At 58.1% G+C, this 23772-nt stretch carries 20 protein-coding genes; 14 read left to right on the top strand and 6 right to left on the bottom strand.

Annotated elements, in window-relative coordinates; genetic code table 11:
- Positions 1 to 1449, bottom strand: coding sequence for a Fe-S cluster assembly protein SufB (gene sufB / locus EDB95_RS11230; protein WP_133993621.1), 1449 nt, complete (start codon positions 1447 to 1449; stop codon positions 1 to 3).
- Position 1450: 1 nt separating this feature from the next.
- Positions 1451 to 1777, bottom strand: a complete 327-nt coding sequence (locus EDB95_RS11225; RefSeq protein ID WP_133993619.1) for a HesB/IscA family protein — start codon at positions 1775 to 1777, stop codon at positions 1451 to 1453.
- A 137-nt stretch (positions 1778 to 1914) separates the two neighbouring features.
- On the opposite strand from EDB95_RS11225, the gene EDB95_RS11220 reads away from it, so the two are divergent.
- The 3 genes from EDB95_RS11220 (at position 1915) to EDB95_RS11210 (ending at position 6347) form a co-directional block, all read left to right on the top strand.
- Positions 1915 to 2304, top strand: a complete 390-nt coding sequence (locus EDB95_RS11220) for a BlaI/MecI/CopY family transcriptional regulator (protein WP_133993617.1) — start codon at positions 1915 to 1917, stop codon at positions 2302 to 2304.
- Positions 2305 to 2314: 10 nt separating this feature from the next.
- Positions 2315 to 4384, top strand: coding sequence for a M56 family metallopeptidase (locus EDB95_RS11215; RefSeq protein ID WP_133993615.1), 2070 nt, complete (start codon positions 2315 to 2317; stop codon positions 4382 to 4384).
- A gap of 91 nt (positions 4385 to 4475) precedes the next feature.
- The gene (locus EDB95_RS11210) at positions 4476 to 6347 is read left to right on the top strand and encodes a M1 family metallopeptidase (protein ID WP_133993613.1); all 1872 of its coding nucleotides are present in this window, start codon (positions 4476 to 4478) and stop codon (positions 6345 to 6347) included.
- Between the two features lie 42 nt (positions 6348 to 6389).
- Here EDB95_RS11210 and EDB95_RS11205 read toward each other — a convergent pair whose 3' ends face one another.
- The gene (locus tag EDB95_RS11205; protein WP_211352081.1) at positions 6390 to 8528 is read right to left on the bottom strand and encodes a S9 family peptidase; all 2139 of its coding nucleotides are present in this window, start codon (positions 8526 to 8528) and stop codon (positions 6390 to 6392) included.
- A 91-nt stretch (positions 8529 to 8619) separates the two neighbouring features.
- Here EDB95_RS11205 and EDB95_RS11200 point away from each other — a divergent pair, with 91 nt between their 5' ends.
- The 9 genes from EDB95_RS11200 (at position 8620) to EDB95_RS11160 (ending at position 16342) form a co-directional block, all read left to right on the top strand.
- Positions 8620 to 10005 carry an aminopeptidase P family protein gene (locus tag EDB95_RS11200; protein ID WP_133993609.1) on the top strand — a complete coding sequence of 462 codons (1386 nt, stop codon included), beginning with the start codon at positions 8620 to 8622 and terminating at the stop codon, positions 10003 to 10005.
- Positions 10006 to 10022: 17 nt separating this feature from the next.
- The gene (gene moaA, locus EDB95_RS11195; protein WP_133993607.1) at positions 10023 to 11003 is read left to right on the top strand and encodes a GTP 3',8-cyclase MoaA; all 981 of its coding nucleotides are present in this window, start codon (positions 10023 to 10025) and stop codon (positions 11001 to 11003) included.
- A 4-nt stretch (positions 11004 to 11007) separates the two neighbouring features.
- The gene (locus EDB95_RS11190) at positions 11008 to 12282 is read left to right on the top strand and encodes a molybdopterin molybdotransferase MoeA (RefSeq protein ID WP_133993605.1); all 1275 of its coding nucleotides are present in this window, start codon (positions 11008 to 11010) and stop codon (positions 12280 to 12282) included.
- A gap of 3 nt (positions 12283 to 12285) precedes the next feature.
- Positions 12286 to 12510, top strand: a complete 225-nt coding sequence (locus EDB95_RS11185) for a MoaD/ThiS family protein (RefSeq protein WP_133993603.1) — start codon at positions 12286 to 12288, stop codon at positions 12508 to 12510.
- A 1-nt stretch (position 12511) separates the two neighbouring features.
- Positions 12512 to 13666, top strand: coding sequence for a HesA/MoeB/ThiF family protein (locus EDB95_RS11180; protein WP_133993602.1), 1155 nt, complete (start codon positions 12512 to 12514; stop codon positions 13664 to 13666).
- Entirely contained in the window at positions 13663 to 14085 is a 423-nt protein-coding gene (locus EDB95_RS11175; RefSeq protein ID WP_133993600.1) for a molybdenum cofactor biosynthesis protein MoaE, read from the top strand. Before EDB95_RS11180 ends, EDB95_RS11175 begins: the two co-directional genes overlap by 4 nt.
- A complete protein-coding gene (gene moaCB / locus EDB95_RS11170) occupies positions 14082 to 14996 on the top strand; it encodes a bifunctional molybdenum cofactor biosynthesis protein MoaC/MoaB (RefSeq protein WP_133993598.1) in 915 nt (304 codons plus the stop codon). The genes EDB95_RS11175 and moaCB overlap by 4 nt, the downstream gene beginning before the upstream one ends.
- 65 nt (positions 14997 to 15061) lie before the next feature.
- Positions 15062 to 15943, top strand: a complete 882-nt coding sequence (locus EDB95_RS11165) for an AraC family transcriptional regulator (protein WP_133993596.1) — start codon at positions 15062 to 15064, stop codon at positions 15941 to 15943.
- Between the two features lie 138 nt (positions 15944 to 16081).
- Positions 16082 to 16342 carry a hypothetical protein gene (locus tag EDB95_RS11160; protein WP_133993594.1) on the top strand — a complete coding sequence of 87 codons (261 nt, stop codon included), beginning with the start codon at positions 16082 to 16084 and terminating at the stop codon, positions 16340 to 16342.
- Here the strand turns inward: EDB95_RS11160 and EDB95_RS11155 are convergent.
- The 3 genes from EDB95_RS11155 to EDB95_RS11145 are packed head-to-tail and all read right to left on the bottom strand — an operon-like array spanning position 16326 to position 21600.
- Positions 16326 to 17123 (bottom strand): polysaccharide deacetylase family protein, encoded by a 798-nt coding sequence (locus tag EDB95_RS11155; protein WP_133993591.1) that lies wholly within the window; start codon positions 17121 to 17123, stop codon positions 16326 to 16328. The genes EDB95_RS11160 and EDB95_RS11155 overlap by 17 nt on opposite strands.
- 44 nt (positions 17124 to 17167) lie before the next feature.
- On the bottom strand, positions 17168 to 18577 hold the full coding sequence (locus EDB95_RS11150) for a SusD/RagB family nutrient-binding outer membrane lipoprotein (protein ID WP_133993589.1): 1410 nt from the start codon (positions 18575 to 18577) through the stop codon (positions 17168 to 17170).
- A 17-nt stretch (positions 18578 to 18594) separates the two neighbouring features.
- The gene (locus tag EDB95_RS11145; RefSeq protein WP_133993587.1) at positions 18595 to 21600 is read right to left on the bottom strand and encodes a SusC/RagA family TonB-linked outer membrane protein; all 3006 of its coding nucleotides are present in this window, start codon (positions 21598 to 21600) and stop codon (positions 18595 to 18597) included.
- A 237-nt stretch (positions 21601 to 21837) separates the two neighbouring features.
- Here EDB95_RS11145 and EDB95_RS11140 point away from each other — a divergent pair, with 237 nt between their 5' ends.
- Both EDB95_RS11140 and EDB95_RS11135 read left to right on the top strand, forming a co-directional pair.
- Positions 21838 to 22773: a dihydrodipicolinate synthase family protein gene (locus EDB95_RS11140; protein WP_133993585.1), complete on the top strand. Its 936-nt coding sequence runs from the start codon at positions 21838 to 21840 to the stop codon at positions 22771 to 22773.
- On the top strand, positions 22770 to 23771 hold the full coding sequence (locus EDB95_RS11135) for a 4-hydroxyproline epimerase (protein WP_133993583.1): 1002 nt from the start codon (positions 22770 to 22772) through the stop codon (positions 23769 to 23771). The genes EDB95_RS11140 and EDB95_RS11135 overlap by 4 nt, the downstream gene beginning before the upstream one ends.
- Position 23772 lies beyond the last annotated feature (1 nt).

Here is a 23772-nt window from a genome sequence, read left to right as displayed (position 1 = left end):
TTAACCCACACTTCCTTCCAGTGTGATCGACAATAATTTCTGGGCTTCTACGGCAAACTCCATGGGGAGCTGGTTCAGGACTTCCTTGGCGTAACCGTTGATGATCAGCGCCACCGCCTTCTCCGTATCGATCCCCCTTTGATTCAGATAGAACAGCTGGTCCTCCCCGATCTTCGACGTGGTGGCTTCGTGTTCCACCATGGCGGAAGGATTGCGTGATTCTATATAAGGAAAAGTATGGGCCCCGCAGCGATCCCCGATCAAAAGCGAGTCGCACTGCGTGAAGTTGCGCGCATTGTCGGCCTTACCCCCTACCTGGACCAGGCCCCGGTAGCTGTTCTGGCCTTCGCCGGCGGAAATCCCCTTGGAGATGATCCGGCTTTTGGTATCCTTTCCGATGTGGTGCATTTTGGTCCCGGTGTCGGCAATCTGTTTGCCCTTCGTCACCGCGACCGAATAAAATTCACCGGTGCTCCGGTCTCCCTGGAGGATCACGCTGGGATATTTCCAGGTGATGGCGCTCCCGGTTTCGACCTGGGTCCAGGATATCTTGGAGCGGGCGCCTTTACAGATGCCGCGCTTGGTCACGAAGTTGTAGATCCCGCCCTTGCCGTCTTTGTCTCCCGGGTACCAGTTCTGGACCGTGGAATATTTGATCTCGGCGTTTTCCAGGGCGATCAGTTCCACCACGGCGGCGTGGAGCTGGCTGGTGTCGCGGCGCGGAGCCGTGCACCCTTCCAGGTAGCTCACATAGCTGCCTTCGTCGGCAATGATCAGGGTGCGCTCGAACTGACCCGTATTTTCCGCGTTGATCCGGAAATACGTGGACAATTCCATGGGACAGCGGACGCCCTTGGGTATGTACACAAAAGAACCGTCGGAAAAAACGCCCCCGTTGAGGGCGGCAAAAACGTTGTCCGAGTGCGGCACGACCGACCCCAGGTATTGACGCACCAGGTCCGGGTGCTCCTGAACGGCTTCGCCCAGGGAGCAAAAGATGATCCCCAGATCGGCCAGCTGCTTTTTATAGGTCGTTGCTACCGACACACTGTCGAAGATAGCGTCCACGGCTACCCCTGCCAGCATCTTCTGCTCGGTCAGCGGTATACCCAGCTTTTCAAAGGTCGCCAGCAGCTCCGGGTCAACTTCCTCCAGGCTTTGGTACTTGGCCTTTTGACGGGGGGCGGCGTAATAAGACGCCTCCTGGAAATCGATGTCCGGGAGCGTGAAGTTCTGCCAGGCCGGCATGGGTGACTTCAGAAAGGCGTGGTAGGCCTTCAGACGCCATTCCAGCAACCATTCCGGTTCACCTTTTTTGGCGGAAATAAAACGCACCGTATCCTCGCTGAGCCCTAAGGGAGCCACCTCCATGTCGATATCGGTCACAAAACCGAACTCGTACTCCCGGTTGGCCAGCTCCTCTAATAATATATCGTTCTCATTGCTCATCTTACACTGCAAAGCTTTCCCCGCAGCTACACGTCCGTGTCGCGTTGGGATTATTGAAAACAAACCCTTTTCCGTTCAGGCCCCCGGCATAGTCCAGCTCCGTCCCGTAGAGATACAGCAGGCTTTTCATGTCGACGACCACTTTTACCCCCTTGTCTTCGAACACCTGGTCACCCTCCTTTTCTGTATTGTCAAAGGACAGCTGGTACTCCAAACCGGAACAACCGCCACCCTTCACCCCTACCCGGACGAATGAATCCGCTCCCTTGTGCTCTGTCTCCATCAATTCGTGGATATATGCTTTTGCGTTAGGCGATACCGTGATCATAACCTATTCATTTATTCCGCAAAATTACATGATTTTGGTCGTACTCCCTTCGTGAAGGGGGCATAAGGACAAAACCATGACAGTCAGGTGACCGAGGTACTATTTGGTTCGTACGAAATTTTTCCTACCTTAGGGGCATGAAAGGCAAACTCACCCCCGAGCCCACGAAGGCGGAGCTGGAAATCCTCCAGGTCCTGTGGCAACACGGCCCCTCTACCGTCCGCTTTGTCAACGACACCCTCAACGAGCAGAAACGGAGCGTGCAATACACGTCCACGCTCAAACAGATGCAGATTATGGTAGAAAAGGGCCTGCTCGGACGGGATGAGAGCAACATGAAACACGTCTACCGTCCCCTGGAAGAAGAACAAAAAACAAAGGGTGCCCTCCTGGAACGCTTTGTGGATTCCATGTACAACGGGTCCCCGTCCAGCCTGCTCATCCAGCTGCTGGGTAACAAAAAGGCGTCCAAAAAGGAGCTCCAGGCCATCAAAGACTTTATCAACCAGCTCGACAAAGAGCTTTAACGCTTACGCTATGTTGTTGAACTCCCTTTGCTGGACACTCGTCCACTCCCTTTGGGAAGGGCTCCTCGCCGCCCTTTTTGCAGGCGCCGTCTTGTTGCTGACCCGCCGGTCCAGTGCGGCGATCCGTTATCGACTGCTGACGTGGATCTTTTTCGCCTTCGTGGCGGGGGTGGGGATCACCCTGGCGTGGGAGCTTTCCCGGACGGAAGCCGGCGCCTTTGCGTCCGTCGCCGTGGCCACCGTCCCCCCCGGACACGTCGGCCCGACCGCATCTTCTGCTGCGTCCTCCGCGGCCTCCTTTGCGGCGGCTGCCCGCGCGACGCAGCCTGCAGCCCATACCCCGGCCGCCGTCGAGGCAATGATCCGGGCCTTTTCCGCATTTTGCGACACCCATGCCCTCCTCATCGTCTCCATCTGGTTCGTCATCCTGTTGGGAAAGCTCCTGCAGACCGGTTGGTCGCTCACCTATGTACGGCGCATCCGGCGCAACAACGTCCGTCCCCCGAAGGCTCCCTGGCCCGGGCGGCTCCGGGAACTGGCGGAACTGCTGGGGCTCCGGCGACCGGTTACCCTCCTGGAATCCGGGCTTGTCCGGGTTCCCATGGTCGTGGGTCATCTAAAGCCCATCATCCTCGTCCCCATGGGGATCCTGACCCGGTTGCCGCAGGACCAATTGGAAGCCGTCCTCCTACACGAACTGGCCCACATCCACCGGAGGGACTACCTCGTCAACCTCCTGCAAGGTGTGGTAGAGGCTTTTCTTTTCTTCAATCCTTTTGTCTGGTGGCTATCCGCCCTCATCCGGGAAGAACGCGAACATTGTTGTGACGACATCGCCATCGCCGCCACCCGGAACAAAACCCAGTTCATCAACGCCCTCGTCGCCTTCCAGGAATACAGCCTGTCGGCGCCGGCCTACGCCGTTGCCTTCCCCGGCCGCCGCTACTACCTGCTGGACCGCGTGAAACGCATTGTCAACAACCGCAATAAAACGTTAAATGCCATGGAAAAACTTTTCTTATCCGGCTGTCTTGTCGTGGCGGCCTGCCTGACCCTCGCGTTTACGCCGCTGGGGCATCACTTCAGTACCCGGTCGTCGAGGGATACCGTGCCGCCCACGGCACCGGTACCCCCGGCCGCCGTGCCCAACCCGCCGGCGGCGGCGCCCGTTCCGCCGACGGTGGCGCCTGTTCCGTCGCTGGGTGCGCCGGCCCCGCCGGTCGAGCCTCCGATTCCACCTGCCGGGGCACCGATCGCCGCCGCGCCCGCGGCTCCGGCTCCGCCCGCCGGGGTCCTGACGCCCGCGCCGCCACTGCACCCTGCCGTCGACACTACACCCGGATGGACGGCCTTCCCACCCTTATCCTCCGATGAATTTCAAGGCGGCTCCTTCCGCGGCAGCATGCAATCGCAAGACAACAGGATCACCTTCGTACGCGGCATCTGGAACAACGGCGACACTTACAAATACTACATGGGCAACAAAAAAATCGTCCGCGAAAACGGGGTCACCACGGCCTTCTACATCGACGGCCAAAAGGTTCCGGATAACGAGCTGGACCAGCATAAAGAAGAAATCGACCGTATAATCGCTACCCTGGAAGCGGAGGCAAAAAAAGGCGCCAGTCTGTCCATCAACAATAACCAGGCTGACCAGACCGTGCTCACCGCGGACCGCATCAGCATGGCCGGCACCGGGCAAAACATGTCCGGCAGCGGGGTCAGCATGTCCGGCAACTGGGTCAGCACGTCGGGAACCGGGGTTACCACCCGCGGCAACTTTTCTGAAAACACGAATAAAACAGAGGCCGTCATGCATCTCGACAACCAGGACGACAGGATCAACATTGCCACCCAACCCATCATCCAGGATATCCTCGATCAAAAATTGGCGACCGACCCAAAGAACCTTTCTTTTACCCTGGACCATGAACGGCTGCGCATCAACGGCGTCACCCAACCGAAGCCGGTTTTTGAATACTTCCGCAACAAATACATACAGGATAAAGGAGACAGCTACACCTACAGCCGCAAGGGGCACAGCATCTCCAGCATGGTCAGCCGGAACAGCAGCAATTGACCTTCATCCTCGATTCCGTCCATCCATACGGATGCAAACGGTGCATAGATAGAAACCTTGGTATCTTGAGCGATCACCATCGACACTATCTATGCACCGTTTGCTGTTTTTGAGCGCTTGTCTGTCGGCCTGCGCCCTGCAACTTTCCGCCCAGTCCCTGTACATTCCGAGGGACGTCGCCCGCGCTTATAAAAAGGGGACCCGGTCCATGGACGGGAAACCCGGGGCAAATTACTGGCAAAATACCGGGCACTACGACATTACGGTGACGGCTATGCCGCCCGACCGCACGGTCCACGGCACCGAGCAGATCACCTATACCAACAACAGCCCGGACACCCTGCACGCCCTGGTCTGGAGACTCGTCCTGAACATCCATAAACCGGGTGTGGCCCGCTACGGGGACGCCGGAAAGGACTACCTGACGGACGGTCTTCACATCGACCGGTACGTAGAGAACGGGGTGGAACGCACCTGGCAGGAACCCACCGCCCACGCCACCTGGCAGGGCATGCCGCTGGCCGCGCCTTTGCTGCCCCACGCCAGCGTACAGCTGTCGGTGGACTGGCATTATGAAATATCCCTGGAAAGCGGACGGGAGGGCATGCTCGATTCCACGACCTATTACCTGGCCTATTTTTATCCCCGCGTATCCGTGTTTGACGACTATAACGGCTGGGACCGGTTGAACTTTATCGACGGCCAGGAATTCTACAACGACTTCAACGACTATAGTCTCCAGGTGAAGGTGCCCGCGAATTATATCGTTTGGGCCACGGGGACGCTCCAGAATCCCGGTGACGTACTCCAGCCCACCTATGCCCAGCGGCTGGCGCAATCCATGACGTCGGATGACGTCAGCCACATCGCGACCCTGGACGAGGTCGTGGGTGGAAAAGTTACCACACAGAACCCGGTCAATACGTGGAAGTGGACCGCCGACCATATCACCGATATGACCGTGGCCCTCAGCAATCACTATGTCTGGGACGGTACCAGCGTCAAGGTCGACCCCAGCCGTCGGACAAGCGTTCAGGCAGCATTCAACGACAAGGCCGCCGACTTTCATCATGCCGCAGCATTCGGAAGCCACGCCATTGGCTGGTTCTCTCATCACTGGCCGGGCGTCGCGTTCCCTTTTCCCAAGATGACGCTGGTCCAGGGCTTCGCGGACATGGAATACCCTATGATGGTGAATGACGGATCCTCTGATAACCTCGGTTTCGCCCAACTCGTGGCCGACCACGAGATCGCCCACAGCTATTTCCCCTTTTACATGGGCATCAACGAAAGCCGCTATGCCTTTATGGACGAAGGCTGGGCGACCACCCTGGAGCTTCTGATCGGACGCACCGAAACCACGCTGGACTCAGCCGAGACCTTTTACAAAAACTTCCGCGTGCGGGGCTGGATCGGGGATCCTTCCCAGAATGAAGACCTGCCCATCGTCACGCCCTCCAACAACCTCAGCGGCGTGGCCTATGGCAACAACTCCTACGGCAAGCCTTCCTTAGGCTACCTCGCGATAAAAGACTACTTGGGCGACGACCTTTTCCGCAAGTGTCTACACGGTTATATGGACCGCTGGAACGGCAAACACCCCATCCCCTGGGACTTCTTCTTTTCCTTCAACGACGTCTCCGGGGAGAACCTGAACTGGTTCTGGAACAACTGGTATTTTTCTAATGGATATATCGACCTCGCCCTCCGGCGCGTGCAGGCTGGCGCTTCCGGCTCGGTGCTCACGATCGAAAACGTAGGCGGCTACGACGCCCCCTTCGATGTCATCGTGCACTATTCGGATGGCTCCACACAGACCTGGCACAAGACCCCCGCCGTTTGGAAAACCGGCGAGAAGACGATACACGTCACAGTGCCCACCACCAAAAAGGTGCAATCGGTGACCCTCGACGGCGGCATCTGGATGGATGCGACGCCCGCGGATAATACCTGGAAGGCCTAGTACGCCGCAGGGCCCATCGTGGATGCGGTGGGCCCTGTGCGCTTAGGAGCGGTTACGGTCCGGAGGATCGACGCCGAGTAGGTGCTTGACAAAGAAGTCGCGTTTCTTTTTACGGCCGTACGGTCCTCCGTCGCTGTGGCCCATCCCGGGCACGACCAGGAGGTCGAAATATTTGTCGTGTTTGATCAGTTGATCGACGACGCGATAGGTCGACTCCGGGGGAACGTTTTCGTCGGCCTCGCCCACGATCAGGAGCAGGTTGCCCTGGAGGCGCCAGGCGTTGGTGACGTTGGATTGCTCCGCGTACCAGTCTCCGACAGGGTAACCCATCCACTGTTCATTCCACCATTGTTTGTCGACGCGATTGTCGTGACAACCGCAGGCGGCGACGGCGGCTTTATAAAAGTCCGGGTGAAATAGAAGGGCGCCCAGCGCGTTCTGTCCGCCTGCGGAGGTGCCGTACACGCCCACCCTGGACGTGTCGACGAAGGGATATTTTGCGGCCAGGGCCTTGATCCACGCGATCCGATCCGGGAAACCCGCGTCCTCCAGGTTGCGCCAGCAGACGTCGTGAAAGGCCTTCGAGCGGTTGGCGGTCCCCATCCCGTCCATTTGTACCACGATAAAACCCAGTTGCGCCAGGCTTATCATCTCGCTGTACGGCATAAAGGACTTCGGCACGAATGCATCCTGGGGGCCCGCATAGATATTCTCGATCACGGGGTATTTCCTCTGTGGATCCAGGTCTGCCGGGAAACAAGCAATGCCGTAAATATCGGTTTGTCCGTCCCTGGCCTTGGCGACAAAGGGCACGGGCAGTTTGATGCCTGTGGCCAAGTATGCCTGGATGTCGGCCGCGCCTACATCAGCGATCTTCGATCCGTCTGCGGTCCGGTGAAGCTCGAAAACGGGCGGCTGGTCGACGGTGGAATACGTATCGATGTATACGCTCCGGTCCGGCGAGTACGACAATTGGTGATTGGCTTTTGCCGGTGTCAGGCTGACCAGGTGACGTCCGTCAAAACCGATGCGGTAGTAGTGGATGTTGTAAGGGTCTTCTCCCTCGTTCATCCCGCTGGCACGGAACCAAACCTCGCGTTTCTTCTCGTCTATGCTGTCTACGTCCCTGACCACCCAGTTCCCGGGGGTGATGACGTTTTTGATCATCCCCTTGAGGCCGTCCACTAAGTATAGGTGGTACCAACCGTCTTTTTCGGATGACCAGATGATCTCGCCCGTGGAAGGGATGTAATGTGTATAGATCCGGTTCTCGTATATAAATGTCTTGGTTTGTTCGTCGATCAGGGCCCGGCTTTGCCCGGTGCGTGCGTCGGCTTCCAGGATGCGGAAGCGTTGGTGGCCCCGTTCCACTTTTTCAAAAGTGAACAGCGCATTGGACCGCTGCTGCCAGTGGAGCCTGGGCGGCCCGAAAAAGTCGATGAGCCCGTTCTCCACGTCCGCGGCCGAGCCTTCCTGTACGCCGAATACCCTCATCCGGTAGGTTGTCATCGAATCCCCGGGTTGCAGGTATTCCCTGCTTTTGACGACACCCCGGGTCGTTCCGGGTAGAGAGGTCAGGATATAAGAGACCTTTTTGGTTTCCGCGGGATGAATGTGGTAAGCCACGAGGAAGCGGCTGTCCGGCGACCAGGACCAGGCGCCGTAGGGCTCGGCGTCCGTACCGTCCTGGGTCAGAACCCGCGCGGCCCAGGTCGTGTTGGCGCCGGGCGGCGCGGGCGCGGGCGCGGGCGGCGCAGGCGTTGGCGCGGTCGGCATCAGGCCCAGGTTCCCATCATGGACCACGACTTTCCATTTCCCATCCGGCGAGACGGTATCCACCTCCGGATCTTCCCAGCGGGACGGCGTTTGATGAAAGTTGGTATTGTCGACAAAATTGCCTTTTGGCTCGGCGGCCCCCACCTGACGCGTACCGGTATTTACCTCCACATTCACGTAGGACGCAATGCTGTCTTTCCCGTAATCCTTATACCAAAAGGAACGGCTGTCGGGCGCCCAGTGGGGATGTATATTTAGATGCAAGACGGTACCCCGGACGGCGGAGTCGATATGGGCGGCCCGGCGATAGGCCGCAGCGATGTCGTCAGGACTGGGTCGATAGGGCGTCTGGGCCCGGAGGATCAGCGGCATGCCAAAGACGCACAACAAGACAAATTGTTTCATGACCATAATGTTAGGCTGAAACCACCGGGTGCCCTACACCGATTTTAGCTTTTCGTTGCCCGATCTTACCTTAGCGCCAAATTCCAGGACTATGTTTGCAACCGAAGTATATGCCGAAAGAAGAAACCGTTTGCGTGCCCAGGTGGGCAAAGGACTCATCCTGTTACCCGGCAATGTGGACAGCAGCATGGGCTACAAAGCCAATGTGTATCCATTTCGCCAGGACAGCACCTTTCTGTATTTCCTTGGATTGGACAGACCGGGTTTGGTGGGGATCCTTGACGTGGACAAAGGGGAAGAAACCCTTTTTGGAGATGACATAGACATCGAGGACCTGGTCTGGACCGGCCCGGTGGAAGCCCTGGCCAGCCAGGCATCGCGCGTCGGGATCAAGCGCGTGAAACCCCTCCGGGATTTGAGGGCTGCCCTGGATGACGCCCGCCGCCTCGGACAACCCATCCATTTCCTGCCCCCTTACAGGCCCGAACATACCCTTCAGCTACACCACTGGCTGGACATTCCCCTGGAAACCGTCGACGCCACCGCCTCCCTGCCCCTGATCCGGGCCGTGGTGGCGCTGCGGTCCATCAAAAGCCCGGAGGAAGTCCTGGAGATCGAAAAAGGCGTCAACACCACCAACGCCATGCAACTGGCGGCCATACAACACGCCCGGGAAGGCATGACCGAAGCCCGGCTGGCCGGCATCCTCCAGGGGATTGCGATCGGGGACGGCGGTAACCTTGCTTTTCCTACCATCCTTACGGTCGATGGGCAAATCCTGCACAACCACTATGGCCAGCACCTTTTGAAAAAAGGCAAGATGGTCCTTTGCGATTGCGGGGCGGAAACCGCGATGCACTACGGTGGCGACCTCACGCGGACCTTCCCCGTGGACAAACAGTTCACCACCCGTCAGCGCGAAGTCTACCAGATCGTCCTGGACGCCCACCTGGCAGCCGTTGCCGCCTTGAAACCCGGTGTCCCCTACCGGGACATTTACTTCCTCGCCTGCGCCACCCTTGTCCGCGGTTTGCAATCCCTTGGGCTGATGCAAGGTGACGTGGCCGAAGCCGTACGCGAAGGGGCCCATGCCCTTTTCTTCCAGTGTGGCCTCGGTCACATGCTGGGTTTGGATACCCACGACATGGAAAACCTGGGCGAGGCCTACGTCGGCTACACCGACACGCTCACCAAAAGCACCCAGTTCGGTCTTAAATCGCTCCGCCTGGGACGCGCGCTGGATGAGGGCTTTGTCGTTACCGTCGAGCCCGGGCTGTATTTCATCCCCGAACTCATCGACACCTGGGCTGCAGACCGCAAGCTGGAACGGTTTATCCGCTACGACAAAGTCGAGGCCTTTAAAGACTTTGGCGGCATCCGCATCGAAGAGGATTTCCTGATCACCTCGTCGGGGTCCCGTCTCCTCGGAGACGCGTTGCCGAAGACAATCGCGGAGATCGAGGCGCTGCGGAGTTAATATCGTACCTTCAGGTTGTGATTGTCGACAAATTTCATCGTGTACACGACTACCTGAGGATCTCGCTCACGGATAATTGCAATCTTCGTTGTTTCTATTGCATGCCGGAAGAGGAATATGCCTTTACACCACCCTCCCGGCTGATGCAGCCGGATGAGATCCTGGGTCTGGCTCGCGTTTTCACCGATATGGGTGTCCGCAAGATCCGGTTAACCGGTGGAGAACCCCTGGTTCGTAAGGACGCCGCGGAAATCATCGAAGCCCTGGCCACCCTCCCGGTACAGCTCACGATGACGACCAACGGTACACGCCTGCATCATTTTACCGACGTACTCGACCGGGCCGGTGTCCGGGCACTCAACGTCAGCCTTGATACCCTCCGTGAAGACCGTTTCCGGCTCATCACGCGCCGGGACCAATTCTCCACGGTGATGGGCAACATACGGCTGCTCCTCGACCGCGGCATCCAGGTTAAGGTCAACGCGGTGATCATGAAGGACCTCAACGACGCAGAGCTTAACGACTTCGTCGCCTGGACACGGGACACACCCGTACACGTCCGGTTTATAGAGTTCATGCCCTTTAGCGGCAACCACTGGAGCAGCAACCAGGTCGTCCCCTGGACCGATATGCTGGACGCCATCCAGACCCGGTATCCCGTAGAACGGCTCCAGGACGAACCACACGACACGTCCAAACGCTACAAGGTCCCCGGCAACGCGGGTACTTTTGCCTTTATTTCGACAATGAGCGCGCCTTTTTGCGAGACCTGCAACCGGATCCGTCTTACCGCGGACGGCAAGATGAAAAACTGTCTGTTCTCCGAAGAAGAAATGGACCTGCTGAGCGCCTGGAGAAACGGCGGGGACGTCCGCGCCCTCATCCAGGCCTCCATCCTCCAAAAAGCAGAACGCCTGGGCGGGCAGATGCCCGACTCCTTTCGCCAGCTCGAAGCGGATACCTTGCACAACCGGAGTATGATTACCATCGGAGGGTAACCTTATGATCAGCGTAGACGAAGCCATCGAACTTATTGCTCAAAACGTTTATCGCCTTCCCGCAACAGCGTTGCCTTTGACCGCCGCCGCCGGAAAAGTGCTGGCGTCTGACATTCATGCCACCGCTGATATGCCGGCCTGGCCGCAGGCGGCCATGGATGGGTACGCGTTTGCGTGGGGCGAGCCGGTCCACGACGTGGTGGGCACGACGGGCGTGGCACCGCAAGACGCGGTGGGCGCGGCACGCCGCGACACGGCGGGCGCCGCCAGCGGCGCCGCGCGCGACCTCCTCCTCTCCGGCGAAGTCCCCGCGGGCACCGTGCCCGCCTTCCCCCTCCTCCCCGGTCAGGCCGCGCGCATCTTTACCGGCGCCATGTTGCCCACCGGCGCGGACACCATTGTGATCCAGGAAAAGGTCACCCTCACCGGGAACCGCGTCCGCTTTGACGACCCGGCCCTGCGACCCGGCGCCAACGTCCGCCCGCGCGGTTCCGAGATCCCTGCCGGCGCCCTGGCCCTGTCCATGGGCACCCTGCTCAGCCCGGCTTCGGTGGGTTTTTTGGCCAGCCTTGGTCTCGACCACCTCCCCGTGACACCCCATCCCAGGATCGGTCTCGTCACGACCGGTAACGAATTACAAACCCCCGGGAGGCCCCTGGGCCCCGGCCAGGTATATGAGTCGAACAGCTTTGCACTGCGCGCGGCGCTGGAACAATGCGGTCTCCGGTTGGATACCCACCGGCTCGCCCCGGACGATCCGGCGGAGCTACGCCAGATCATCCGCGAGACCCTGGATGCCTCGGATATGTTGCTCCTCACCGGCGGTGTCAGCGTCGGCGCTTACGACTTTGTCTCCGCAGCACTGGCAGCCTGCGGCGTCCGCCCCGTCTTCCATAAGGTGAGGCAGCGGCCGGGCAAGCCGCTGTACTTTGGGGAAGCGGAGGGCAAGCCCGTCTTTGGACTGCCGGGCAATCCGTCCAGCGTGCTCACCTGTTTTTATATCTACGTCCTACCGGCCATCGAGCGCATGAGCGGGCGCCCCCAAAGCCGTGTCACCCGTACGCGTCTGCCGCTGGAGGCGGGTTACAGGAAGGCGGCGGGGCTTACGCACTTTCTGAAGGGTGCGGTCGGCGCGACGGGAGTCACCCCCCTAGGTGCTCAGGAATCCTACCGGATGAGCACCTACGCCCTGGCAAACAGCCTCATCCGTCTCCCGGAGGAGGGCACCGCGTTTGACGCGGGGGACCTGGTGGATGTCTATCTCTTGCCGTACCTTTGAGCCATGACAGTACTCGTCTTTGGACAGATCGCGGAACTTTGCGGAAGCCCCACCCTCACGGCGGAGGCGCCGGATACGGATACCCTGGACACCGTCCTTAAAAGTCGCTACCCGGGCCTGGCAGGTCTGACCTACGTCATCGCGGTCGATCAAAAGACGGTCAGGGCCAATACCCCGCTCCATTCTTCATCGGTGGTGGCGCTTTTGCCGCCCTTTTCCGGAGGTTAATATGAGCCGTTATCAACGACAACTCCTGCTCCCCGGCTGGGGACCCGACACACAGGCGGCCGTTGGCCGTGCCCGCGTGGTCGTGATCGGCGCGGGTGGGTTGGGTTGTCCCGCCCTTCAATATTTGGCGGCGGCCGGGGTGGGCACCCTGGGTATCGTGGATGATGACCGGGTGGCGATGACGGACCTGCACCGGCAGATTCTCTACACGGAAGCGGACGTGGGTGCGCCAAAAGCCCTGACGGCTGCGGCGGCCCTTCACCGGCTCAATCCGGAGGTGCGCATCGATACCCATGCAGTGCGGCTGACCACCGCAAACGCGCTCGAAATGCTGCAGCGCTATGACCTTGTGCTGGATGCTTCCGACAATTTCGGGACACGGTACCTGGTCAACGACGCCTGCGCCTTACTCGGGCGGCCGCTGGTGTACGGGAGTGTGTCGCGCTTTGAGGGGCAGGTGGCCGTGTTTCACTGGAGCGGCCCGAAAAATGGGCCCGACGGGCAAAATGGGTCCGCCGCGCGAACACCCGGCGCGCAAATCACGCGTCCGGGCGGCGCCGACTACCGCGACCTCTTCCCCCACCCCCCTGCCCCCGGCGAAGTCCCCTCCTGCGAAGAAGCCGGCGTGCTGGGCGTCGTCGCGGGCATTATCGGCAACCTCCAAGCCCTGGAAGCAATAAAACTTATCACGGGTCTGGGGCGACCCCTCGACGGCCGGTTATTGACCTACCGGGCGCTGGACCAGGCGTTCTACGAAGTCGGCATCACAAAAACCGAAGAAAGAGGCCCCCAAACCCGCGAAGCATTTGAAACCTGGCCCTACCCCGACGGGTGCGGCGCGATAAAAAACGCGACAACGTATACCACCGTGGACAACGCCACCTTTGACGCGCTCCGCGCCAGCGCGGACGTCCTGGTCCTCGACGTGCGCGAATGGGGAGAACAACCGCCGGTCCATACTTTTCCTCACGAACAATACCCGCTTAGTCAATTGAGGAATTCCCCGGGCATATATACCGGTCGCACCATTGTCGTATTTTGCCAGTCCGGTTTGCGCAGCCGCGAGGCCGCGACCCTTTTGGCCAAAGAGAATACCGTCTTCCAGTTGGAGGGCGGCATCCTCGGCTGGATGAACCACCAAAACACGACAAGATGAAGAACATCTTTACCAACGGACCCATTGCCCCCTCCTTTGTTGCGGACAGCATCGCCAAACACAGCAGCCAGACCGTCATCGGGGCGCACAGCATTTTCCTGGGACAGGTCCGGGCCGACGACGGTGTGGTCGCCATAGAGTATACGGCGTATGAGGCCATGGCCCTGGAAAAAATGCACGAGATCCGGGAAGGCATTTTCGCGCGTTATCCGCTGACGTGTATGCACGTTCACCATAGCCTGGGAGAGGTAAAGACGGGGGAGATTTCGCTTTTTGTGTTTACGTCCTCTCCCCACCGGAGGGCGGCCATCGACGCGTGCAACGAAGTGGTGGAAGCCATCAAACACGAGCTCCCTATCTGGGGGAAGGAAAGATTCGATAACGACGGCAGCCGCTGGAAAGAAAACCAATCGCAATGAACGACATCACCCAAAAAGTCAGCTCCCTGCGCAAGGCCATTGCGTTGGCCACGCTTACCGTATCCAGTCCGGACACCATTGCGGCCGTCGAGGAGCGGCGCGTGCCGAAGGGGGACGTATTTGAGTTTTCCAGGGCCGCGGGGTTGCTGGCGATCAAACGCACCAGCGACGTCATCCCCGACTGTCATCCCCTGCCCGTGGAATACGCCGCCATCACCCACCGGATCGAGGGCTTACACATCCACGTCCGGGTAGAAGTCCATACCGTATACCGGACCGGTGTCGAGGTAGAGGCCATGCATGGGGCGGCCATCACCGCCCTGACCATGTACGACATGCTCAAACCGCTTGACAAGGGGATTGGCATTTCGGACATCCGCCTGGAATCCAAAAAGGGCGGCAAGTCCGACTTTGGGGACCGGCCGTCGGCCGGCCTGCGCTGCGCGGTGGTGGTTTGCTCCGATAGCGTCGCAAAAGGGACAAAAACCGACAGTGCCGGTAAGGCCATCATCAAGGCCCTCCAGGCCCAGGGGCTAAGTGTCGGGCATTATGCCATCCTCCCCGACGAGGCGGCAGACATACGGGCAAAGGCGAAAACGCTAAAAGAGGACGGTTACGACCTCGTTCTTTTCACCGGCGGAACCGGCCTTTCCCCCAGGGATGTAACACCCGAGGCTATTGCGCCCCTGCTGGACCGCCCTGTGCCGGGTATCATGGAAGCGGCCCGTGTTTTTGGCCAGGAAAGGACCCCTTACGCCATGCTGTCCAGGGGCGTAGCGGGTTTTATCGGGAAGACCCTGGTGCTGACCCTGCCCGGTTCGACCAAGGGGGCAGAAGAAACGATGCACGCCCTTTTCCCTCAAATCCTGCATATTTTCCGTGTGGCGGAAGGCAGCAGACACGAAGGTTAGCCAATTCTTTACCAATATTAACTCACCGGAACTGGTTATCAAATATTTTTGATAATATTGGTAAAATGAAAGTTGTTCAATTCACGATACCTGTCGCAGGGGAATACTCGGTGATTGTCCAGGAAGACGTCCTGCCGTGGTTTTACGAGCATTTACACCGCCACAACGAGACCCAGATCACCTGGATCATAAAAGGTGAAGGAACGCTCATCGCGGGTAACTATATGCAGCCTTTCAAACCCGGGGATATTTATATCCTTGGCGCCAACCAACCCCACGTTTTTAAAAGCGACCCGAGCTATTTCGACAAAAGAAAGAAAAAAGAAATCCACGCCGTTACGATCTTTTTTAACCCCAAGGGGTTCTTTAAATCCCTCCTGGAGCTGCCCGAAATGAAAACCATCACCAAGTTCGTGGAAACGACCTATTACGGTCTCCAGGCCCATTACCTGCACCAGGACATCCTCAACGCCCAGATCGAGGAAGTCAGCAACAAAACCGGGGCCCAAAGGCTCTCCGCCTTTATCGAAACCCTCCAGCTCATGGCCAGCCTCAAAAAGTGGAAAACCCTGAGCACCGAACTCGCGGAACACTCCATTTCAGATTCCGAAGGGTTGAGGATGAACGATATTTACCAATACACCATGTCCAATTACACGGACAACATTACGCTGAAGCGGATTGCCGACGTCGCCCACCTGACGCCCCAGGCCTTTTGCCGGTACTTCAAAAAACACACCCTGAAGACCTACGTCAACTTCCTCAACGAGGTCCGGGTCAGCGAAGCCTGCAAAAAACTCATGGCCCGGGATTACGAAAGTGTCTCCTCCGTCGCCTACCAAACCGGGTTTAGCAACGCCGTCACCTTTAACCGGGTTTTTAAGAAGATTACCGGAAAATCCCCCCGCCAATACAGCAAGGAGTACAATCAGAACATAGAGACCTAATTATCAATAACTTATCCGACGAAAACGCTCAGAAAGGTATTTTTGTCGAATAATTTTTTATTTCTTGTGATGGTTTATATCATTTCAGAAGTGTTTTATTTATAGATTTGGAATGTTCTAAATTAAAAATTAAACACTTTGAAAAAGCCGAACTATTACTCCCTCCTCAAAACGGCCATGGAAAATGGCACCGTCGAATTCGTCCGTGACATCCCCCGCGTGGTGCCGATTACCCAACTTACGCATGACATGAGGATGAATTACAATACGTTATCAAAAAGATTGCTGGACCCGTCCCGGCTCACACTGGCAGATCTTCAACGATTGGCAACCCTGCTGGGGGTTGATTCCAGTGAGTTGCACCGGAAGGTGGTGAGGGAGCTTAAGGGGAAGAGATAGACCTTATCCAATCCGCCACCTCCACCATGGGCGCCACCCACACCTGGTCTTCGTGTGCCTTGAGAAAGCGCAGCAGTTCGAGGTGCTCCGCGCGCCCCTCGTTGATGGCATGTCCGCCCCCTACCCCATGGAAAAGAAAAACCAGCAGCGTATGCGTCTCCATCGCCTGGCGAACCAGGTCGATCATGTAGGAGGCCGGGCGATCCTCGATGGCAAAGGCGGGTATGTTGTCGAGGTCGACTTTGTCGGGAGTCCGGAGTATCCCGGTCACCCCCCGGGCGCCGGCGAAATCGCCCCGCAACCCGTCGTAAAAACGCACGCCGCCGATGGTCAGGTCCCCGCAAGGATAGGCAAAGGTCCGCCGGTCCTTCCCATCAATGGCCTTGAGCAGGGTGTTGTTGACCCGGATCTCGGCCACCGCACGGGTGACGGTGTACTTGCTGAGGTCGATGTCGGGGGTGATCCAGGAACGGCCGGGCAGGCTGCCGTCGCAGGGATGGAACAGGGCGTGGTTCCCCAGCTCGTGTCCGCGGGCCGCGGCGGCCCTCCACTCGGACATGCGCCTGGAAACAGCAGGCGCCGAACCGATGATATAGAATGTCCCTCTGAGCCCAAGGGAATCCAGGGCCGGGATAATGTTGTCGAGGTCTGCATCGATGGCGTCGTCGTACGTCAGGACGACCGCGCAGGATTTACCGTTCCAAGGGCGCGATGTGGAATCGCCGGCCGTGGTTTGCGCCCGAAGGGGATGGGCTAACAAGAGTAAGAGCAGGACAAGCATGGGACAAAAATAAGGGGCAGTTTTCACTGCCCCTTCGGAAGATTTTATTGCGCATCCCACCAGACCCTGTCGGTGATCAGCGCCGACTGCTGGGGTTGCGGGTTGCTCGTGAGTTCGTCGAGCGGATAAAGATACCGGCGGGGGATGGTGCTGGTCACGGCCCCCGGGATGATGGTCAGGCTGGGGTAACCCGTTCTGCGCCAGTCCACCCAGTTCTCGTTTGACATATAGTTCGCGATGTCCTTTTCGGTCATCAGGAACTGATAGGGGTTGGACGCGGGCAATGTCCCCCGGGCGGCCAGGTAGGCCTTGCAGGAGGCAGAGGTGGTGTCCAGCCCTACTTTGATCATGTGGGTGGTGATGCCCTGGCGGTAATATTGCTGGGCGGCGCCTACCCCGGAAATGATCAGCTCGGCTTCGGCTTTGAGGAAAAGGGCCTCGGTATAGTTCAACACATAGGTCGACGAACCCGCGTTGCCATAAAAGGCGCCGGGGGTCGAGAAGTCGGCCAGCGTCAACACACCGGAGGCGCCGGCGGTACGACCGGAGTCCAGCCCTGTGCCGGGGGCACCGGCCACCAGGGCGGCCAGGCGCGGATCGTTCCGGTCGACCAGGGAGTCCACGAGGGTGGCGCAAAGCACCGAGGTGGACGTAGAGATGGGACCGTAGTTCTGATACAGCGGGTTCTGTGCAGTGGCCGTGCCGGCATAGGGGAAGCTCATGTCGTCACTGTTGGAGGCCATGGCGTTTTGCAAGGCAGCCAGCGCGAGGGTGGCCTGGGTCGTCGCGGAATAGCCGGGCGCCTTGGTCAGGTGCATATAGTACCTTGCCTTGAGCAGGTAGGCGGCCCTGATCCAATGGCCCTCATCCCCTCCGTAAAAGAAGTCGTCACCACCGGGTACGTGTCCTGGCGTGGCATTGCTCAGGTTTACGATGGCAGAATCCAACAGCGCCTGGAGGTCCAAATAGATAGTGTCCTGGGCGTCGTATTTGGGCGTGGCAACAACCGTTCCCTGGAAGGCCTGGGAATACGGTATGTCCCCCCACAGGTCCGTGGCGTTCCCCAGCGTAAAGGCCATCAGCACCTGGCCGATGCCGGCATATTCATGGTTCCCGTTCCCGTTAGCCTCTTTGATCAACAGGTAGTCGTTGTTCATGGTGGTCACATAGTAGTCCGTCCAATACCCGTCGAAACTGTTGTTTTGCACCTGGTAGGTATCCGAATTGGGTGTCTCCTGGTTCTGGGAAACGTTTTGGACCCAGGCATTGACCAGCATGGAGGAACCGCCACCGTAAATAAGGCTGGAGACGGAGGCCTCCACAGGCGCCAGTATATCCGCTTCGGGGACGGAGTTTTGAGCGCTGGGGTTATGGTTGACATCCAGGTATTTCTTACAACCGCTGGCGGCCGCAATAAGGAGGATGCCACTAATATAAAAAGTGATCTTTCTCATCGTTCGTCGATTTTTGATTAAAAGCCAAGTTTGAGCGTGACATCCACCGAGCGGCTGGAAGGGGTCGAATAGCTATAGTTGCCTATGCTGCCGTTGCCGGAGCCCCAGGAGTTGGTCTCGGGATCGCCACCGGTAAAGTTGCCGTGCCAGATGATCAGGTTCTTACCGGTCAGGGTAAAGGTGACGTCGCGGAACGGCGTCCTGGCCAGGGAACCCGGCCTCAGGGCATAGGACAGGCTGACGTTACGCAGCTTGGTATAGGAGTCATTCTGGATCTGGGCCTCGGTCACGGAACTGAGTGCCCTATAATAGGATTCTGCGGTCGTAGATACGGTATTGGCTTTCCCTGTTACATCGCTGATCCCGGCAACTACCCTATCCTGGCGGTTTTCGGTTACTTTGGCAATACCGTAATAGTAGTCATAGTACTCGTTGGTATTCTCGATCTGGCCACCCTTCTTGATGTCAATAAAGACGGTCAGCGCCAGTTGTTTGTACCGGAAGGTGTTCATGATGCCGCCCGTCCAGTTGGGGGTGATATTGCCCACGATACCCGTGGTGGTGGAGTAAGGCAACCCGCTGGCGTTGATCTTGAGCTGGCCGGAAGCGGTCCGGTCGAAGGTGCTGCCGTAGAGCACGCCCCAGGGCTGGCCGACGACGGCATAAACAAACCCAACGTCCGTCATATTGGTACCCGGGACAATCCCGGTGACCTTGTTGTTGATCTTCGACCAGTTGAGGGTCATGTCCCAGCTAAAGGTCCTTGTCCGGACAGGGGTTACATTCACCAACGCTTCCACGCCATTCGTCGTCATGGTGGCAGAGTTCAGGGTAGTGCCGGTGTACCCCGTAGAATACGCAATCTGGGCGCCGTTGACCAAACCATCGGTCATCTTGCGGTTGAAATAGGACGCTTCCAGTCCTACGCGATTGTCAAACAACTTCATTTCAAGCCCCGCTTCGAATTCGCTCAAGAGCTCGTTCTTGAGGTTCTGATTTCCCAGGGTGGAGCTGATCTGGAAACCGTTGGAACCATTGTAGGGGAAAGTAAGGCTGTTCAGGTAGCCGGCCACGCTGGCCTGATACCACTCGGTGGTATTGGCATAGGCGCCGACGTTGTCGTTCCCTACGACGGCGTAAGACACCCGGGCCTTTGCGAAGTTGATGGTCTTCCGCCAGGACTGGGGCAGGTTTTCGGAAAATATATACCCAAGCGCCGCGGATCCATAGGGGAAATAGGTCTTTTTCAACACCGAGCTGCCGTCGACCCGTCCGGAAAGCGCCAGTACCAGGGTATTTCTCCAATCCACGTCGGCCTCTGAATAATAGCCCACCTTACGGGTTTGAGAATAATAGTCATAGTAGTTGACAGAAGAGGCGTTGCTGATGTTATAGAATCCAGGTGTCGACAACGACTTCCCGTTCGCATAAGAGTCCGCGTTGTAGACGGATTGGATATTGTCGCCCAGCAGCAGGCTCGTGTTGAAGTCCCCGAATTGCTTTTTGGCCTGCAGGATGAAGTCATGGTTGTACTGACGGTTGAACAACCGGCCGTTGTAGATGTAACCGGTTCCGTAGGCAATATCCCCGGTGTTGACATGGTAATCCTGCTGGTCCGAATAGATATCGGCGGTAACGCGCTCGGTAGCCGTCAGCCAGGAAAACGGTGTGTACACAAACGTGGCCATCGGGATAAACCGGTTGACCACGGAGGTATTGAGGACGTTGTCCACGATCCAGTAGGGGTTGTTCCGGCTGTAGCGGTAGAGCCGCTGGGCGCCGGTCGAGTCCTCATAAGGCAACGGGTTCCAGGACACGGGCAACGTCATGACCGTGACCATGGGACTGGTCAGCCCATAGCCCTCGGGCAACTTATACGTCTCGCCATACGTATAGTTCAACTGGATCGTCGACTTCAGGTTCGGCAGGATGTCGTTGCTGTATTTGACAAAAAAAGCGTGGCGCTTGTACTCATCCTTTGGTACCGTGCCCGTCTGGTCGAAATAAGAGTACGACATCAGGTAGTTCGACGTGGGCGTTCCGCCGGTCAGCTGTAGTGAGTTGTTTGTGGTGATCCCCGTGCGGAAGAATTGTTTCAGGGGATTGTAGGATTTTACCTTTTGACCGTTTACGGTCAGGGTATCCATTTCGGGTCCCCAGGAGCTGCTGGTCTTGCTCGTGTTCCCATCATAGTATACGCCCTGGTCGCCCTGGGCATACTTGTACTGGCGCTCTGGAAAAATCGCGTAGTCGGCCGATACCTCGCTCGTGAAATCGAGCTTCGGTTTACCGGTGCCGTGCTTGGTGGTGATCAGCACCACGCCCCGGGCGCCCGCGGAACCATACAACGCCGTGGCGGCGGCCCCTTTCAGGACGTTGATGCTTTCGATGATGTTGGGGTCGATGTCTGACAAACGGTTCGTACCGGCCCCACCGTCCGGCGCACCACCCGTTTCGTCGTTGTTGATAGGGGTACCGTCCAGGACAATCAGCGCCTGGTCGTTCCCCAGAATGGAAGTGATCCCGCGGATCACAATACGGGCCGACCCGCCTGGTGTACCGGAAGCATTGGTAATTTGAACCCCGGAGACCTTCCCCGTCAACCCGTTCAGGATGTTGGGTTCCTTGGAACGGGTCACATCCGCCCCGCTGACCTCCTGCGAACTGAATGTCAGTTCCCGTTTCTCCTTTTTCACGCCGATGGCGGTCACCACCACCTCTTCGAGGCTTTTGGTGTTCTTGGCAAGCGTTAGTGAAACGACGCCACCATTGGTGGCTTCCACCTCCTGGGTACCGTAACCCAGTGCGGAAATAACAAGGGTGGCTTTATCAAGGCCGCGAAGCTGGAACGTCCCGTCTTCGATGGTGACCGTTCCCTTGCTCTTGCCCTTTACCTTGACGGTGGCTCCCGGTATCGGTGAACCATCGGGGCCGGTAACCTTGCCCGTGATGATCCCGCCGTTTTGCGCCATGGATAGCAGGCTACCCAACAGGCACAAAAGGAGCATTGCAGACTTTCTCATGTTGCAGTTCATACGCTCGTAGATTTTGTATTTCTCAAATCTCAAACCTACCGAACCCCTGTCACGTATACTTATTAGCTATTGTCTAAAAAGGAACAATTATTAACCAAATCCGGCGTGGCTTTCAGCGCCGTCAATATTGGTAAAAAACTTATTAATCGTGGGATGCAAAGGCAAATCGTCGTAACTTAATTTTGCTTCCTCATACTACTGTCAAGAAACTAAACCCGCAAGGAAATGGCAATTGTAAAATGGACCGGTGTATACCCTGCAATGCTTACACCCTTCACCAAGAATGATCAAGTTGATGTTCCCCTTTTCTTAAAGAACCTCGAAGCCCAGGTAAAAGCCGGTGTCGACGGAATCATCCTCGGGGGATCCCTGGGAGAGGCCAGCAGCCTTTCCAACGAGGAGAAAGCCGAGCTCCTGCGCCACAGCAAGGATTACCTGGAAGGCCGCCTGCCCATTATCGTCAACATCGCCGAACAAACCACCAAGGGTGCCATCCAGGTCGCCTTGGACGCCGCCGCCGGCGGGGCCGACGGGCTGATGCTGCTCCCCCCGATGCGCTACAAGGCCGACGACCGGGAGACCCTCGAATATTTCAAGGCGGTGGCCGCGGCGACCGACCTGCCCATCATGATCTATAACAACCCCGTTGACTATAAGATCCTCGTCAGCCTCGATATGTTCGAGGAGCTGAGCGCGATCCCTTCCATCCAGGCGGTCAAAGAATCCACCAGGGACGTATCCAACGTTACCCGGATGATCAACCGCTTTGGCGACCGCTTCAAGATCCTGTGCGGCGTGGATACCCTCGCCCTGGAAAGCCTTTGCCTCGGTGCCCACGGATGGGTGGCCGGTCTGGTGGACGCCTTCCCCCGCGAAACCGTCGCGATCTACCGCCTGGTCAAGGCCGGCCGTATCGCCGAGGCCGTGGAGATCTACCGCTGGTTCCTGCCCGTCCTGGAACTCGACATCCACCCGAAGCTGGTGCAATACATCAAGCTGGCTGCCACCCGGACCGGGATCGGATCCGAAATCGTCCGCGCGCCCCGTTTGGTACCCGAAGGCGCGGAAAAGAAAGAAGTTTTGGCTATTATTGATGAGGCGCTGGCCAACAGGCCCGCTCTGCCCGACTATCTCCATGTAGTCGAAAGCGCCACAGTATGAAGAAAACGTTTTTCTGTGTAGACGCACATACGTGCGGTAACCCGGTGCGCCTGGTGGCCGGGGGCGGCCCTGTCCTGGAAGGCCGCAACATGAGCGAGAAGCGCCAGCACTTTCTAAAGGAGTATGACTGGATCCGCAAGGGGCTTATGTTCGAGCCCAGGGGGCACGACATGATGAGCGGGAGCATTCTTTACCCGCCCCACGACCCTGCCAACGACGTGGCGGTCCTTTTTATCGAAACCAGCGGCTGTCTGCCGATGTGCGGACACGGGACCATCGGGACCATCACGATCGCGATCGAGGAAGGACTGATCGTCCCCCGCATCCCGGGTGTGGTCCGGATGGAAGCGCCGGCCGGTCTTGTGTTGATCGAGTACAAACAGGAAGGGAAAAAAGTAAAGAGCGTCAAGCTGACAAACGTCGCCTCCTTTCTGGCGGCCGAACGTATCCCCGTGGAATGTCCCGACCTGGGCCTGCTCCACGTGGACGTCAGCTATGGCGGGAATTTCTACGCGATCGTCGACCCCCAGGAGAACTTCAAAGGGCTGCAGGACTATAGCGCCGGTCAGCTCATCGCCTGGTCGAAGGTGATGCGCGACCGGATCAACGCCGCCCATACTTTTGTGCATCCCGATAACGATACCATCCGCGGTTGTTCGCATATCCTCTGGACAGGCGATGTGCTCGACCCCACCTCTACCGCGCGCAACGCGGTCTTTTACGGGGACAAGGCCATCGACCGGAGCCCCTGCGGCACCGGCACCTCCGCGCGCATGGCGCAGTGGTTCGCCAAGGGGAAACTCAAAGAGGGAGATACCTTTATCCACGAAAGCATCATCGGTTCGCGTTTTACGGGGAAAGTAGAAGGCGTGACCACGGTCGGGGGACGGCCCGCCATGATCCCCAGCATCGAAGGCTGGGCAAGGATTTACGGATACAATACGATCACCATAGACCCGGAGGACGATCCTTATGCCTACGGGTTCCAAGTACTATAAG

Origin of the sequence: Dinghuibacter silviterrae, from assembly GCF_004366355.1 — a bacterium.
GTDB lineage: Bacteria > Bacteroidota > Bacteroidia > Chitinophagales > Chitinophagaceae > Dinghuibacter > Dinghuibacter silviterrae.
Note: the sequence above shows the minus strand (reverse complement) of the source record. Positions and strands in the feature narration are given on the sequence as shown.

Coding starts and splice junctions, on each gene's coding strand:
- EDB95_RS11190 (WP_133993605.1), top strand. CDS start 11,008: ATGATCAGCGTAGACGAAGCCATCGAACTTATTGCTCAAAACGTTTAT.
- EDB95_RS11180 (WP_133993602.1), top strand. CDS start 12,512: ATGAGCCGTTATCAACGACAACTCCTGCTCCCCGGCTGGGGACCCGAC.
- sufB (WP_133993621.1), bottom strand. CDS start 1,449: ATGAGCAATGAGAACGATATATTATTAGAGGAGCTGGCCAACCGGGAG.
- EDB95_RS11205 (WP_211352081.1), bottom strand. CDS start 8,528: ATGAAACAATTTGTCTTGTTGTGCGTCTTTGGCATGCCGCTGATCCTC.
- EDB95_RS11185 (WP_133993603.1), top strand. CDS start 12,286: ATGACAGTACTCGTCTTTGGACAGATCGCGGAACTTTGCGGAAGCCCC.
- EDB95_RS11155 (WP_133993591.1), bottom strand. CDS start 17,123: ATGCTTGTCCTGCTCTTACTCTTGTTAGCCCATCCCCTTCGGGCGCAA.
- moaCB (WP_133993598.1), top strand. CDS start 14,082: ATGAACGACATCACCCAAAAAGTCAGCTCCCTGCGCAAGGCCATTGCG.
- EDB95_RS11225 (WP_133993619.1), bottom strand. CDS start 1,777: ATGATCACGGTATCGCCTAACGCAAAAGCATATATCCACGAATTGATG.
- EDB95_RS11140 (WP_133993585.1), top strand. CDS start 21,838: ATGGCAATTGTAAAATGGACCGGTGTATACCCTGCAATGCTTACACCC.
- EDB95_RS11165 (WP_133993596.1), top strand. CDS start 15,062: ATGAAAGTTGTTCAATTCACGATACCTGTCGCAGGGGAATACTCGGTG.
- EDB95_RS11210 (WP_133993613.1), top strand. CDS start 4,476: ATGCACCGTTTGCTGTTTTTGAGCGCTTGTCTGTCGGCCTGCGCCCTG.
- EDB95_RS11175 (WP_133993600.1), top strand. CDS start 13,663: ATGAAGAACATCTTTACCAACGGACCCATTGCCCCCTCCTTTGTTGCG.
- EDB95_RS11220 (WP_133993617.1), top strand. CDS start 1,915: ATGAAAGGCAAACTCACCCCCGAGCCCACGAAGGCGGAGCTGGAAATC.
- EDB95_RS11145 (WP_133993587.1), bottom strand. CDS start 21,600: ATGAGAAAGTCTGCAATGCTCCTTTTGTGCCTGTTGGGTAGCCTGCTA.
- EDB95_RS11215 (WP_133993615.1), top strand. CDS start 2,315: ATGTTGTTGAACTCCCTTTGCTGGACACTCGTCCACTCCCTTTGGGAA.
- EDB95_RS11150 (WP_133993589.1), bottom strand. CDS start 18,577: ATGAGAAAGATCACTTTTTATATTAGTGGCATCCTCCTTATTGCGGCC.
- EDB95_RS11135 (WP_133993583.1), top strand. CDS start 22,770: ATGAAGAAAACGTTTTTCTGTGTAGACGCACATACGTGCGGTAACCCG.
- EDB95_RS11200 (WP_133993609.1), top strand. CDS start 8,620: ATGTTTGCAACCGAAGTATATGCCGAAAGAAGAAACCGTTTGCGTGCC.